This window comes from Paenibacillus solanacearum, assembly GCF_910593845.1.
Lineage (GTDB): Bacteria > Bacillota > Bacilli > Paenibacillales > NBRC-103111 > Paenibacillus_G > Paenibacillus_G solanacearum.
Genome location: NZ_CAJVAS010000022.1, coordinates 18,314 through 32,803 on the forward strand (window position 1 = coordinate 18,314; position 14,490 = coordinate 32,803).

Annotated in this window: 12 protein-coding genes and 1 other annotated feature; of the genes, 4 read left to right on the forward strand and 8 right to left on the reverse strand. The window is 52.7% G+C overall.

Going from position 1 to position 14,490, the window contains the following annotated elements; translation table 11 throughout:
* Positions 1–97 precede the first annotated feature (97 nt).
* The 3 genes from KXG62_RS20920 (at position 98) to KXG62_RS20930 (ending at position 3,355) form a co-directional block, all read left to right on the forward strand.
* On the forward strand, positions 98–1,003 hold the full coding sequence (locus KXG62_RS20920; RefSeq protein ID WP_218093959.1) for a helix-turn-helix transcriptional regulator: 906 nt from the start codon (positions 98–100) through the stop codon (positions 1,001–1,003).
* A gap of 88 nt (positions 1,004–1,091) precedes the next feature.
* Positions 1,092–1,973 carry a phytanoyl-CoA dioxygenase family protein gene (locus KXG62_RS20925; protein WP_218093960.1) on the forward strand — a complete coding sequence of 294 codons (882 nt, stop codon included), beginning with the start codon at positions 1,092–1,094 and terminating at the stop codon, positions 1,971–1,973.
* Positions 1,974–2,035: 62 nt separating this feature from the next.
* Positions 2,036–3,355: an ABC transporter substrate-binding protein gene (locus tag KXG62_RS20930; protein ID WP_218093961.1), complete on the forward strand. Its 1,320-nt coding sequence runs from the start codon at positions 2,036–2,038 to the stop codon at positions 3,353–3,355.
* Between the two features lie 102 nt (positions 3,356–3,457).
* Here the strand turns inward: KXG62_RS20930 and KXG62_RS20935 are convergent, their stop codons facing one another.
* On the reverse strand, positions 3,458–5,620 hold the full coding sequence (locus KXG62_RS20935) for a putative bifunctional diguanylate cyclase/phosphodiesterase (protein ID WP_218093962.1): 2,163 nt from the start codon (positions 5,618–5,620) through the stop codon (positions 3,458–3,460).
* Between the two features lie 473 nt (positions 5,621–6,093).
* On the opposite strand from KXG62_RS20935, the gene KXG62_RS20940 reads away from it, so the two are divergent.
* Positions 6,094–7,785 (forward strand): methyl-accepting chemotaxis protein, encoded by a 1,692-nt coding sequence (locus KXG62_RS20940; protein ID WP_218093963.1) that lies wholly within the window; start codon positions 6,094–6,096, stop codon positions 7,783–7,785.
* A 180-nt stretch (positions 7,786–7,965) separates the two neighbouring features.
* On the opposite strand, the gene asd is transcribed toward KXG62_RS20940, so the two are convergent.
* The 7 genes from asd to KXG62_RS20975 form a co-directional block, all read right to left on the reverse strand.
* Positions 7,966–9,051 carry an aspartate-semialdehyde dehydrogenase gene (asd, locus tag KXG62_RS20945; protein ID WP_218093964.1) on the reverse strand — a complete coding sequence of 362 codons (1,086 nt, stop codon included), beginning with the start codon at positions 9,049–9,051 and terminating at the stop codon, positions 7,966–7,968.
* Between the two features lie 108 nt (positions 9,052–9,159).
* Positions 9,160–9,425: a binding site (T-box leader), on the reverse strand.
* Between the two features lie 101 nt (positions 9,426–9,526).
* Positions 9,527–10,078 carry a hemerythrin domain-containing protein gene (locus KXG62_RS20950; protein ID WP_218093965.1) on the reverse strand — a complete coding sequence of 184 codons (552 nt, stop codon included), beginning with the start codon at positions 10,076–10,078 and terminating at the stop codon, positions 9,527–9,529.
* Between the two features lie 101 nt (positions 10,079–10,179).
* The gene (locus tag KXG62_RS20955; RefSeq protein ID WP_218093966.1) at positions 10,180–11,043 is read right to left on the reverse strand and encodes a FixH family protein; all 864 of its coding nucleotides are present in this window, start codon (positions 11,041–11,043) and stop codon (positions 10,180–10,182) included.
* Entirely contained in the window at positions 11,034–11,711 is a 678-nt protein-coding gene (locus tag KXG62_RS20960; RefSeq protein WP_218093967.1) for an ABC transporter ATP-binding protein, read from the reverse strand. Before KXG62_RS20960 ends, KXG62_RS20955 begins: the two co-directional genes overlap by 10 nt.
* Entirely contained in the window at positions 11,704–12,510 is an 807-nt protein-coding gene (locus KXG62_RS20965) for an ABC transporter permease (RefSeq protein ID WP_218093968.1), read from the reverse strand. The genes KXG62_RS20960 and KXG62_RS20965 overlap by 8 nt, the downstream gene beginning before the upstream one ends.
* On the reverse strand, positions 12,507–13,850 hold the full coding sequence (gene nosD / locus KXG62_RS20970) for a nitrous oxide reductase family maturation protein NosD (protein ID WP_218093969.1): 1,344 nt from the start codon (positions 13,848–13,850) through the stop codon (positions 12,507–12,509). The genes KXG62_RS20965 and nosD overlap by 4 nt, the downstream gene beginning before the upstream one ends.
* Positions 13,847–14,428, reverse strand: a complete 582-nt coding sequence (locus tag KXG62_RS20975; protein WP_218093970.1) for a hypothetical protein — start codon at positions 14,426–14,428, stop codon at positions 13,847–13,849. Before KXG62_RS20975 ends, nosD begins: the two co-directional genes overlap by 4 nt.
* Positions 14,429–14,490 lie beyond the last annotated feature (62 nt).

Below are 14,490 nucleotides of genomic sequence, written 5' to 3' on the forward strand. Positions count from 1 at the left end.
ACGATTACACATATACTAATTAGTGAGAAATGGTCTTCGTGCAGCAGCGAAGCCCGCAGTGGCCCGTGAACATACCGTTGGGAGGTCGTGTTTGGTTATGGATGTTCATCTTACTCTATTCAATCAGCCTTATAAAATTGACCATGTCACAACAAATCTCATGAGCGGGAGAAAAGGACGAATTACACGAACGCACCGTCATCCCGTGTTTCACTTCATTTACATTACCGAAGGACGGGGCGAGTTTGAAATCAACGGCAGCGTATCCCAAGCGGAGCCCGGTTACTTATATATTATTCATCCGAACGAATGGCATGCGTTCAGCGGCAGCGAAGAAGAGCCGTTATGCGATCTGGAGAGCACGTTTCTGCTGCTTGACGCTTGCGGTCAACCGGCCGTTCTCAATTATTTTGACGTTATCGAGCAAGGACGGCACGTGGTGCTGCCGCCTGCTTTAAGAGGGGCGCCGCTGGTTGTTCCGCCGGAGTACAGGCCGCTGCTCGTTGAAGGGTTCGAGCGCATCATCGATGCGAAAACATCGTTTTTTTCGAAAGAGTATCTTAGCGTGCTCCTTCTGGAGCTGCTCGCGCGATCGGAAGAAATCATTATGCGCATGAACGGGCCGGAATTGGCCCAGCCTTCCCATTCGCTTGATTCGGTCCACACGACGGCATCCCGGCTCAAGAGCTGTTTGCATAATTGCCTGGACAAGCCGGTCACCTTGCGGGAGCTGGCGGATACGGTGCATTTGACCCCCAATTATTTATGCCGCCTGTTCAAGGAATATCTCGGGGAAACGCCGATGAGCTATTTGCAGCGCATCCGCTTGCAAGAAGCACGAAGGCTTCTAACGCACACGGATCTGCCTATTGCTGCAATCTCCGAGAAGCTTTGCTATGAAGAGCCCTCCTACTTCGCCAGATTGTTCCGCAAACGGTATGGCATCTCGCCTACCGAATACAGGCGAGCCCGATGGTCCTCTAGCGATAACAGGTTAATATAGTATTCAAACGCTGTAATTTTGTACTCCTGAGCAGACGCTATTTTCGACTATACTTGAGTGTATCCGAACCAATAAGGAGTTGAACCGAATGAAGCTTTCCATCGAACAGATCATTGAATTTCAGACCAAAGGGTTTCTGATCGCAGAGGACGTGCTGACAGATCACGATTTGCAGCCGGTGATCGACGAGATCAACCAGATCATTGAAGAACGGGCGAATGCGCTGTACACTCAAGGGAAAATCCGCGATTTGCACACGGAGGCGCCATTCGAAAGACGCTTCTGGCTGCTGCTGCAGCAATGCCCGGACATCGGCAAAGCGTTCGACATCATGCATCTCCGCGGCAAAGCGATGTTCAACTTTTTGAAAAACGACCGGTTGCTCGATGTCGTCGAATGCATCTTGGGCAGCGAAATCATGTGCAACCCGATCCAGCATTTACGTGCCAAGATTCCAATGGCCCCCGGATCGAATCGCATCAGCTCGTTCGAGAACGTGCCTTGGCATCAGGATGCCGCCGTCACACTGGAGGAAGCGGACCCTTCCGAGATCGTTACGTTCTGGATTCCCCTCGTCGATGCGACGGCGGAAACCGGCTGTATGGAGCTGATGCCGGACGTATTCAAAAACGGGCTGATCCAACATCAAGCAGCAGGCGGAACGATGATCGTACCGGAGCTGATGCCGGACGTGCAGCCTACGACTGGCGAATGCCGTAAAGGCGGTATCGTGATCATGAATAAATATACGCCTCATCGCGGTACGACGAATTGTTCCAACATCATCCGCTGGTCTATCGATTTGAGATACCATAAAACAGGCGCAGCATCCGGCAGACCCTTCCATCCGTCCTTCGTCGCACGCAGCCGAACCCATCCGGATCTTGTCCTGAACGATCATGAAGAATGGTGCCGGCTCTGGGAAGATGCGCTGGTCCGTGCGAAGGGGCAAAAAGCGCATCGGGTCTAATCGTATTCACCACAAATTGAAAGCGCATTCTTGAGAGGGGACACTCGAAAGGAGAACTGCGTATGACATGGTTGAAGAGGACGCTGCTTGTTGCGACGGCTTGTGTACCGGCTGTTCTATCTTCGTGCGGCGGCATGAGTACCAACGGGGTTTCTACCAAAGACACGGCTCAAGAAAACCGCGAACCGGCGGAGCTGACGATCTTCTATCCTTACCCTGCCGATTGGCCGCCGGATTTGTTCGAGAAAGTGTTCACGCAGCCGATCCAACAAAAGTTCCCCCACTTGACGATTAAATATATTCCCGCTGTGAAGGGCTCCTCTATTAAGGAGCTCATCACGGCAGGGCAAAAGGTCGATATCATCTATACGTCCAGCGGCGCAACGTTCGGCCAGCTGATCGATAACGGCCTCCAGTACGATATTAGCCCGCTCATCAAAAAGTATAATTACGATTTAAGCAAGCTCGATCCCACCGTCGTGGATATGGCGCGAAAGCTTGCAGGAGATAAAGGGATTTACGGCCTGCCCGTAATTGTACTGCCCAGCACGATGTATTATAACAAAGATATATTCGATAAATTCGGCGTTCCTTATCCGAAAGACGGAATGACGTGGGATCAGCTGTACGAATTGAGCAAGCAGCTTTCCCGGTCCGACGGACAAGTTCAATACGTTGGGCTGGGCGCTTCCTTCGGGCATATGGCGACGTTGAATCAATACTCCCTCCCGCTGGTTGACCCGGCGACCCTGACCACAACCATAAATAAAGATGATCGATGGAAGTCGTTCGTCCAAAATATTATCCGATTTTATCAAATTCCAGGCGTGGCCGGCGTTAGCAAATCGTGGTCGGAGCCGCATGAGCGGAACCGGTTCGTCAAAGACCGGACGGTAGCTATGTTCCTGGCGCAGACCGCGTTATACACGGAAGAGGAGCTGTCCAATATGAACTGGGACTTCGCCTCCTACCCCGTCATGGCGGAAAAGCCGGAAATCGGAGCGCAAGCCTATCCGATCAACTTCTATATCACTTCGCAAAGCGAGCATAAGGAACAGGCGTTCGAAGTGATTTCCTATCTCACTTCCGAGGAATTCCAGTCCATGAATGTGAAGCAGGGCCGATTTCTTACCGCACTGAACGACAAGACGATCCGGGCCTCATTCGGTAAAGAAAATTCCTTATATCAAGGCAAAAATGTAAAAGCGCTTCAACCGCAGCGTTATGCCCCTCCTGCCGTTCCGACGAAGTATAACGGAATGGTTGGCATCAATGCCGGCATTATCGATATGATCAACACGAACAAGGATATCAATACGATGCTCAGAGAAGTGGCGGAGAAGGCCAACAAAAGCATCGCCGACGCCGAAGCGGCCAAGTGATGCATCTAGCGATTCGGCAGCATGAATGGGCAAGCAGCCAGCAGGACATACGACAAAAAAGGTCAAGTTCTTGTCATTCATGCGCGACAAGAACTTGACCGATTACGGGCTTATTGCGCCGGCGACCGGCAGCCCCTTCAAATATTGTTCAAAAGTTGGCCCCGACAACGGCTTGCTGAATAGAAAGCCTTGTCCTTGGCTGCAGCCTTCCTCATTCAAGACGGCCAGTTGCTCCTCGTTCTCGACGCCTTCGGCAATCACATTGAGATGTAACGTTTCGGCTATCGTCAAGATCGCTTTTACAATCGCCTGGCTTTCTTTATTGTGATGAATATCCCGAATGAACGAGGCATCGATCTTCAAGGTGTCTACGGGAAGATGCTTAATATAGCTGAAGGAGCTGTATCCCGTGCCAAAGTCGTCTATGGACGTATGAACGCCCAGCTTGTTAATCTCTTCTATGATCGCGGCCGCAAGATCAATATCGGCGAAGATGCTTTCCGTGACCTCCAGCTCCAGCCATCGCGAATCAAGTCCGGTTTCCTCCAAAATCTGCTTCACCCTATCAACCAGGCCGGCTTGGAAAAATTGGCGGGCGGATAAATTTACGGACAATTTTAATGGCGGATATCCTTGATCTTGCCATTTTTTATTTTGCTCGCAGCCATGACGCAGAACCCATTCCCCCAAAGGCAGGATCAGCCCCGTATCCTCGGCGATAGGAATGAACTTATTGGGCGCTATTCTTCCGAGCTCCGGGTGATCCCAGCGGACGAGCGCTTCCATGCCGATCAGTTGACCGGTCGATAGATGGAGCTTGGGCTGATAATCGATTCGAAACTGCTCGCGCTCAATCGCCTTCTTGAGTTCGTTCTCCAGCAGAATCCGTTCCAAGGAGCGCTCTTCCATCTCGGCATGAAAAAATGAGAACCCATTTCTGCCGTGATTCTTCACATCATACAGTGCCATATCGGCGCGCTTGAGCAGCTCGTTCGGATCTCTTCCGTCCGATGGAAAAAGAGCGATGCCCATGCTGCAAGAAATGGCGCATTGTTGTCTGCCCAGCTCGAAAGGCTCCTGCAGGCTTGCTTGGATGGATCGCGATATGCCTTCTGCCTCCGCGGCATCCGACACGCTCGTTAATAATAAGATGAACTCGTCGCCGCCCAACCGGGCGACCATATCGTTCGAACGAATACAGCCGCGAATCCGGTGGGCAGCTTCTATTAGAATAAGATCGCCGGCCTCATGACCGAGCGAATCGTTGATGTTCTTAAATCGATCCAAATCAAGAAATATAACGGCCAGCTGGGACTGCGAGCGTTTGGCTTGATGGACTTCTTTGCGTAGACGCTCCATAAATAATCTGCGATTCGGCAAATCGGTTAACGTATCGTGATAAGCCAGATGGTGTATACGCTGCTCCGCTCTTTTCCGTTCCGTAATATCCCGCATCACCAGGGACAAGCTGCTGAATTCGCCGGATTGATTAACAATCGGGTTTATTTTCGCTTCCATCCAGTAGTAGGTTCCGTTCATCGCGCGGAGGCGAAACTCCAGGAGCGTCGACGATTTCGTCGCGGCCAGCTGATCGTGAATCGCGCAAGAAACTGCGGCCCGATCTTCCTCGTGCAGCCATTGGGACATCGGTCTGGATTCAAATTCGGACAACGCATATCCGAGTAAGCTTGCATGGGAAGGCGACACATACCTAAATCTTCCCTCCAGATCGATGATGGAGATCAAGTCCGATGAATTTTCAGTGATGACGCGATACTTTTCTTCGCTTTTCCTTAAGTCTTCCTCCATTCGCTTCCTTGCGCTAATATCGTTTCGAATCGATACATACTGATACGGCTTGCCCTGTTCGTTCACAAACGGGACGATGGTCGTATCTACCCAATAAAATGAACCGTCCTTGGCCCGATTCCGTATTTCTCCCCGCCACACGTCCCCGGATGCAATCGTGACCCACATGTGCTTGAAAAACTCGCGGGAATGATACCCGGAATTAAGAATGCGATGGTCTTGTCCAAGCAGTTCATTCCGAGAATATTGGGACATTCGGCAGAACTGTTCGTTCACATAAACCATAATGCCGCGCGGATCCGTGATGGCCACAATGGAGGCTTGGTCCAATGCGTACCTGATATCGGCCAATTCCTTCAGCGCGTGCGTCAATGGGTTGCCCTTATCAAACAAGGCATTTTTCAAAACTGGATAGGTTGAAGAAATAGCTGCTCTATCTGTACTCCGATTTCCCATTTCTCATCACCCGCTTCATAAATTCCCTGCCATTCAAGTGCTTGGTAGAGAACGGTCTATCCTCGCGTCCGATAAAACCCCCGCATCCCCGCCACTTGTACATAGTCTTAAAGACCTAGTTACATAGTATACATGATCTATTGGTGATTTCAATAGCTCTCCAGTTAAAGTTTTCTTGATAAAACCGTTAATGCTGTGAATTTGTCAGCATCGCTTCGCGGATCATATGGAATCATCGAAATCATTTGAATTGCCTATTTGATGATTATAGGTAATTAGTCCTATATTCGTATCGTAGCATAAGTAAAAATATTTTACTGTGATACGTGTCACTGATTCTTTCGGCCTAATCCTATAATTTATTCAGTACAGCCTTGCTTTACAAAACCAGCCGTACCGGAGTGGAGAAGTCCTATGGTCATCCGGCATACCCGATGTACGGTATAAAACGCAACTTGAGAGGGGAACTTCCAATGAATTTATCGATCAGCAAAAAATTGTTCGCGGGCTTCTTGGCTGTTTTAATCATTTTGACTGCAACGGTCGCGATCAGTTATTACCAAATTACGAAGGTGGATCAGCTGTATACCCGCCTAATCGAGGACAAGGCGAAGAAGTTAATTATGATCCAGGAGTTGAACGTAGTGATAAAACGGGAGCAAGTCGCCCTTCGCGGATATTTGCTTGTTGGAGACGACGTGGCCATGCAAAGCTTCACATCAAGCCATACCACCTACCTTCAGCTCAGTAAAGCGTTACAGGAGATCGTCGTTCTTCCGGAAGCGAAGACATTGCTGAGCGAGCTGGACCAAATTGAAAACGAATATTATCAATTTTCAGGCAAGGAATTTCAATTAAAGCAGCAAAATAAAACCGATCAATATGTCGACTTGATCGTCACGCAAGGCCGCGGCATCATCCAAAGGTTCGACGCCAAAATCGATGAATTTACCGCACTTCAACAACAAGTGCTTGACCAGGGAAATAATGATGCGTCCGTTACCGTTCAGCATGTGAAGCTGTGGGTGACACTGCTGGGTGCAATCGCCATATTGCTTGGCATCATCATTGCCCTGTACATCGGCCGGTCCATATCCAAACCGGTAGTGGCGATCGCGGAAGCCGCGGGAAGAATCGCTTCGGGCGATCTGACGGCTGAGGAAATTCGAATCCATAATCGCGACGAAATCGGCGATCTGGCCTCTTCTTTTAACCAAATGACCCGAAATCTCCGCGACCTGATCTATCAAGTCGGCTCCAATGCCGAGCAAGTCGCCGCTTCGGCGGAAGAGCTGACGGCCAGCGCCGAGCAAACGACGAAAGCAACGGAGCAGATTACAGCTACGATGCAGCAGGTGACGACCGATATCGAGAAGCAGTTTCAAAGCATGGAGGAAAATTCCCAGACGGTCAATGAAATGTCCATCGGCATACAGCAAATTGCAAACCGCGCCCAAAGCGTTACAATCCAAGCGATAGAAGCCCATGAGAAAGCTGCGGAAGGCGAGCACGCCATCCAGACGGTTTCCAGGCAAATCCACTCGATCAACGAAACCGTGACCGGCTTGGGAGGCGTCATCCAGAGACTAGGATCACGCTCGCAAGAAATCGGAGCCATTATCGATGTGATTACGGGAATCGCATCTCAGACCAACCTGTTGTCCCTGAACGCTGCCATCGAAGCGGCAAGAGCCGGCGAGCACGGCCGCGGGTTCGCCGTCGTGGCGAGCGAGGTTCGCAAGCTGGCGGAGCAGTCGGCAGGGTCGGCGCATCAAATCTCGGCGCTCATCAATGTTATTCAGGAGGAGACAGACACCGCCGTACGATCCATGGAGACCGCTGCAAAAGAAGTGACCGCAGGGATTGGAATCGTTGCAGCGGCAGGAGCGTCTTTCGCACAGATTCAACATTCTGTAACCGAGGTCAACAATCAAATTCAAGATGTCTCTTCGGCCTCGCAGCAAATGGCAGCAGGTACGGAACAGATGATCCACGCAGCGAAGCTGATTACGGGAATTGCCGAAGCCAATGCTTCCGGCACGCAGGAAGTATCCGCCGCCGCCGAGGAGCAGCTGGCTGCGATGGAGGAGATTTCAGCTTCGGCAGGCTCGCTATCCAAGATGGCGGAAGATTTGCAGCAGCTGATCGAGAGATTTAAAGTATAGCCGTTTGCGAACAACGTATACACTGCTGCGGCTATCAAGCGGTTCACCACAATAGTTAACGTAATATTTATTATGTAAACATATATACTCGACTTGGATAAAAAAACCAGCAAGCGCCCGAACCGATCGGAACGCTTGCTGGTTTGTCTATTGTATTCCTGAAATGGAGCTCCCTGCTTCTTACTTCGCGTTAATATACCCTTCCGCTTTCAGCAGTTCGGCAATCAGCACGGCGCCGCCCGCCGCTCCGCGCAGTGTATTATGCGACAGTCCTACAAATTTGAAATCATAGATCGAATCCTCGCGCAGTCTGCCGACGGAAACTCCCATGCCGCGTTCCAGATCGCGATCCAGCTTCGTCTGCGGCCGGTTCTCTTCTTCGAAATAAGTGATGAATTGCTTCGGCGCGCTCGGCAGCGCAAGCTCTTGCGGACGGCCCTTGTAATTCAGCCAACGATCGAGAATTTCTTCTTTTGAAGGTTTATTCTCGAACGATGCAAACACGGTAGCCAGATGCCCATCCGTTACCGGAACGCGAATACACTGCGTTGTGATCAACGGTGCGCTGGCTTTAACGATTTGGCCGTTCTCTACGCTGCCCCAGATGCGAAGCGGCTCCTGCTCGCTCTTCTCTTCCTCTCCGCCAATGTACGGGATAACATTGTCCAGCATCTCGGGCCAGTCGGTGAAGTTTTTGCCGGCTCCGGAGATCGCCTGATACGTCGATGCAACGACGCGGCTCGGCTTGTAATCCAGCAGCGCATGAAGCGCCGGCACGTAGCTCTGAATCGAGCAGTTGGGCTTGACGGCAACAAAGCCGGTTGCGGTACCAAGCCGTTTTCTTTGGGCAGCAATGACCTCAAGATGCCCCGGGTTAATTTCCGGAATGACCATCGGGATGTCAGGCGTCCAGCGGTGAGCCGAATTGTTGGAGATGACGGGCGTTCCTGTCTTCGCGTAGGCTTCTTCCAGCGCCTGAATTTCTTCTTTCTTCATCTCGACCGCGCAAAAAATAAAGTCGACGCCGCTGGCTACCTCTTCCACTTTCGAAGCATCCTGAACGATAATATGTTTCACTTCGTCCGGAATCGGCGTTTGCAGCTTCCACCGGCCTTGTACAGACTCCTCATACGTTTTACCTGCCGAGCTGCTGCTTGCCGCAATGGCCGTTACCTCAAACCAAGGATGCTGATCGAGCAATTCAATGAATCGCTGTCCAACCATGCCCGTTCCACCGACAATACCTACTTTTAATTTTTGCGCCATAATTTATTTCAATCCTTTCGATGTAGTGTGTTCTTTGAGAACCTGTTCCTGCAACAGGTTCGCGGTGAATGAAAATAAAAAAATCCCACCCCCAAGACTTTAGTCAGTCTTAGGGACGAGATTTGTATACTCGTGGTACCACCCTAAATTCGCCAATATGTCGCCATATTCGCCTCTTCAAGTACGGCATGGCCGAAACAATGCTTATACTCTAGCTCTGTAACAGGAGCTCCTGGCGCACCATCCCCTAGAAGCAAGGTTCCGATACGCTGCTCTGAGCCTTTTTTCAATAATGAATTCTTTACTCCTTTTCAGCGAACCTGGAGCTCTCTGTGAAAGATTTCATTACTTACTCTTCTCTTCATCGCATTTGATATTGCGATTATATTAACAGATAACGCGGATCAGGTAAATATTATTTTGAAAATTTTCATCCGGTTTCGTGTTCGGATTTGCAAAATATTCACCACTCTGACTAAAATCGCCGCCGAATCCCGCGATGGATCGATTCCGGAAGCTCCGCCAGCAGAGGGAAGATCGTTTCCTCCTCCATCTGCAAATGCCCCTTCACCAAGCGGCAAGCTTGAAGCAGCTGCTCCAGACAGTCCCCTTCGCCGTATTTCTCCGGATGGATGCAGCACTGCTCCGCCTCGTTCAGGAAAAGCCGGAAGTACGCGGCCGCCAGCTCATAATCCTTCTCCAGCATCCATAACGATGTCGCCGTATCCGGCCGGTTCGGCTGCTGAAAGTGCGCCGTCAAGAGCGGGAACAACTCGGTATCCTCCCACTCGGAATGATCATTCAGCTCCGCAAGCAGCAAGAGCGTATCCTCCTTCAACTGCTTGAGCACATCCGGACGCGTAATGAGCTCATGCGTTTTTTGGAGCCGGCAGGCCGCCGACTGCAGGTCGTCTATTTTCTCATACAGCGCGCGATGCTCGCTGCCCAGCCGGTCGAACGCAAGTACAAGCTCGGCGGCATGTTGCTCCGCTCCTGAATCTAATGGATAAGAAAGCAGTTCCGTCATGTTCAGTCACTCCTTTGCTCAGTTCCTATTACTATGTTACCTTTTTCACAAATATCTCGCTATGACATTGCTCACACGCAATGAAAGTTAAGGATGACTATTTATTTGTACACGGCTACGCTCAGCGTGCTCATCTGCGAAACGAGCAGCTCCTCGTACGCCTTCGCGGTTTGAAAGCGGATTTCCCCCGCGGCAGCCTGCGGGTGTTCCGCTTGAATTGCGGCCTCGACCTCCGCCTGCACCTGCCGGGCGAGAGAAAGCAGCTCGAGCCGCTCCTGCTGCTTTTGCCGGTACCGGTCGGCTCCGAATGCGGCGATTCGTTCCTGCGTGGCCGCATCGGACGCTTCGGCCTTCCGCGCCCGCTCCGAAAGCGCCTCGACCTCACGGGTGTCGGGCCGGTGGCCCTTCTCCTTGGCGAGCAGCCCTATGGCTTGCAGCCGGATGATTTGCGTCAGCAGCACGCTCCTGCTGCCTGCCTCCGCTGCGCCGGAACCGTTCGCCGCAGCTTCTGCGCTGCCGGCAATCGCATAGAAGTCGAGGTCCTCCTGCGTTATAACGGACCCGTTGACGGTGGCTGCTATCGGGCTTGCAGACTTCCTGGTTTGAAATTCGATCGTCTGCTGCTGCTTCACGCCCTTGCCTTCCATGGTGATCGATGCGACCCAAGATCCATCCATCGGCAAGTTGATCATCGCCTCGTAGACGCCGTTTCCTTTCTCGCGAAAGTCGGCCTTCATGCGGTCATGCGCCATTCTTGCCATTTCCAGCTCGGCCGCTACGGTTAACCCGCTCACCGGCGCGCCTTTCTCGCTGACGGTCAGCCGGATCGGCATGACGGCTCCTTCCGTCATTTCGGGCGGCGCCTCCAGCTTCGCTTCCCAGTGCGGCGAGCCCGAGCAGCCGTTCAGCAGCAGCAGTACGGTGAGAGCCAGCAGCTGCGCAGTAAGCCATCGTTTCAATCGCATGGCGTCGTCCCCCCTTCCGCTTGCCGCAGAAATGGTTCGATCGGCAGCCGGATCGCCTTGCCATCCTTGAGCACCGCCGCATGCGTGCATACGGCGCGGATCTCGTCCAGATGGTGTGAGGCGAACAGGATCGTTTTATCGGTCAGCTCCCGCAGAATCGAGATGATCACCGCCCGGCCTTCGGGGTCCAGACCGCTTGTCGGCTCGTCAAGAATCAGAATGTCAGTGTCGAAGTAAAGCATCAGCCCGAGTCCGAGCCGCTGCAGCATCCCTTTCGAATAACTCCCCGCCTGCTTCTCGCGGTTGTCCCACAGGTTTACCTTGCGCAGGCATTGCTCCATTCGCTCGGCATCTTCTGCTTCGTGCGAAGCGGCGGCTGCGAAGAAGCGCATATTTTCAAGCCCGGTCAAATGCGGATACAGCTGGAATTTTTCCGGCAAGTAGGCAACATGCTTCTTCCAGCCTTCCTGCCGATGGGACAGTCCTCGGAACGTGACCGTTCCCCGCATCACCGGATGCAGCCCCAGCATGGAATGCAGGAGCGTCGATTTGCCCGCCCCGTTATGTCCGACCAGCGCACAACGCTCCCGTTCGCCGATGAACAGATTCACATCGTCAAGCACCGTCTTGCCGTTATAGCCTGCCGTCAAGCCGTTGATGTCAATCATGCCGAATCCTCCTTCTTCCGGCCAGCGCCGCGATACCGTACGCCCCACCGGCCCATATGACCGTATCAAGCAGCAGGAACATGCGCGGCGGCAGCCATACCATTTGCTCCATCAGCCGGGACAAGTGGCCGTGGGGGAGAAAGCCAAGCGATGTTTCCAAATAAAAGTGAAATGTGTGCAGCGGATCAACAAAATAAAACAGCGAGAACGCGAAAATATTGGCATGTGTTACGCCGGGCAGCACGTACAGAAAGGCCAGATCTGATAAAAAAATAAGCGTAAACCATACGAGCAGATTCGCACCGATCAGCTGCATCCGCGTGCCGCAAAGACAGCCGAGCCCGATGCCGATTTGGTTAAACACAAAGAGCAGCGCTGCGATCGCGAGCAAAAAATGAAAGTAGGCCGGAAAATCGAATGCGAAATTCAGCCTTAGCGGCAGCACAAGCATCAAGTACCAGATCATGTATACCGCAGCGGTGACGCATTGCACGGCGGCGCTTTTCCGAAGCAAAAACCGGCCGTACGACTCCTTCTTGGTCAGCAGCATGTGCAGCGTCTTTTGTTCCTTTTCCTGCAAAATCGAGAACGACGCGGTGAACAGGCCGAGCAGCGGGATCAAATACACATTCATTTCGTAGAGCGACAACAAAAATACCCGAAATCCCTGGTCGGAGGGAAGCGTCCGCGATTGCAGCAGCATCAGCACCGACAGCACCGCGACGACGATGAGCGCCATCCAAAGCCCCTTGCTCCGCGACATCTCTTTCCATTCCTTCCACACATAAAAGACCGTCATCTGCGTCGTCTCCTTCCGTAAACACGCCATCCGAGCCACCCGAGCGCGATAGCGGCCGGCAGCAGCCAAGCCATCGGCGGAAGCGGCAGCGTCCCTCTCGCTTCCATGACCGGATTCGGGTCATTCATCATCACATCGTCTTGATTGAGCAGCGTATGAATTTTCTCATACAGGCCGATCGCCGGACTGGACAAGAACAAATACGACAGCTCACTGCTCTGAATCAGCTTGTACAGCGAAGATTTATATACAACAGGATCGTCGCCGATACCGTCCCCGTTCAAATCGAGTAGCGGTTCGCCATCCCATACGTTTCCTTGACCCTGATCGCTCCAACGGTTGGAGCCTTGACCGCCCACCACAATAACGGGCGCCACATTGCGCAAAAACTTGTTTCGCGTAAACACTTGCTGCGAAGCGCTGGACCAGATTTCCACGCCGACCTTGTTGTGGAGGAAGAGATTCTCCGCAATCCGGCTTCTGCTGGCATTATCGATATAGAGCGCCCTCTGGTTTTGGTAAAACCGGTTGCCGCTCATCTGAACCTGCTCCGTCTCCTGCATCAGAATGCCGAAAGCCTGGGTTCCTTGGTGAAACGAAAAATCATTCTCGGTCAGCTCGATCCGCTTGGACAGCATGATCGCCGCGCCGCCGGTATTGCGGCTAAAGCGATTGCCGGTAAACGTATTGTCGTTCGAATTCATGTAATGCAACCCGTAGCGGGTTTCGCTAATCGCGTTGCGTTCCACGCGGTTGCGATCCGCATAATAAAAGTAAATGCCGTCCCGCATCCCGCTGATCACGTTGTCCTTGAGCGTATTGCCGGCGGAATGGATCAACTGAATGCCATTGCCCTGCGAGGCGATTTCCTGCTGTCCCCGCCCCTGGACCGTCACCTGTGAAATTTCGTTGTCGTCTGCGTTCTTGATATAAATTCCATGATACGCATCCTCGATGCGCAGCCTGTTCAGCACATGGTGCGCGCCGCCGGAAACTTTCACCGCGGCGTATTCCTCGCCCGAGCTCATGCTCATGCCGCTGTGCCGGATCGCGATATGCTCCAGCCGGACATGGGAGGACAAGATGGTTACCACATTGCCGCTGCCGTCGCCCTGGATCACCGTGCCGTCCTCGCCGGTAATCGTCATCGGCTTGCCGATCGTCGCGTTGCCGGTATACACAGCACCCTTTAACTGCAGCGTGCCGTATTCGGGTGTGGCGTCGATCAGCTCCTGAAGATTGTATTCCGAATGAGGCGCGGCGTTCCCGCCCGAGACCGGGCTTGCTGTGAAGAGAAGCAGCAGCATGGCTGCGGCTTGGCACAGCGCCGCCCGTCTCATGACGGCCTCCGTCTTGCATGCCGCTCCATCAGGACAAGGGACAGCGCCATCAGCAGGAAAGCGACTCCGATCATGATCGATCCGTAGCTGAAGTAGCTATGCGTTACAAAGTTGGCGATTTGATTGCGGCCGAGAATCGGCGGCACGAACGGCTTGATTTTGATCGGAGCGGTCGGGCTGAGCTCCGTGCCGAAGTTGTACAGCCAGCGGTGAATATCGTACAAGCCCGCAATCCCGCCCGCCGCGAACAACGCGATGATGCCGTACAGCCAGCCTTTTCCGCGAATGATCGCGGCCAGCAGCACCAGTGCGGCCATGCCGCCGATCAAATACGGCAAGTACCGCAATTCCGGGAATGATGCTTCGCTGAACGGCTTCATGCCGATGTAATGATTAAGGCCGTTAATGATATCGATGCGGCCGTCCATTTTATACGGATAAACGATGATCTCGAGCCCCTCCGGGTACTGTGGAGCGACGAAGGTCATGCCCCACCAAGGAAAGAAGATGGATGCGGCCAGCAGGAAAGCGGCCAAGTACAGAGGAATCGTGAACGAAACGGGAACCTTGCGCGTCATCTGGGTTCATCTCCCGCCATGAAATGTACAACATTCGGAAGAGAGCATCCGCATGCCCTCTT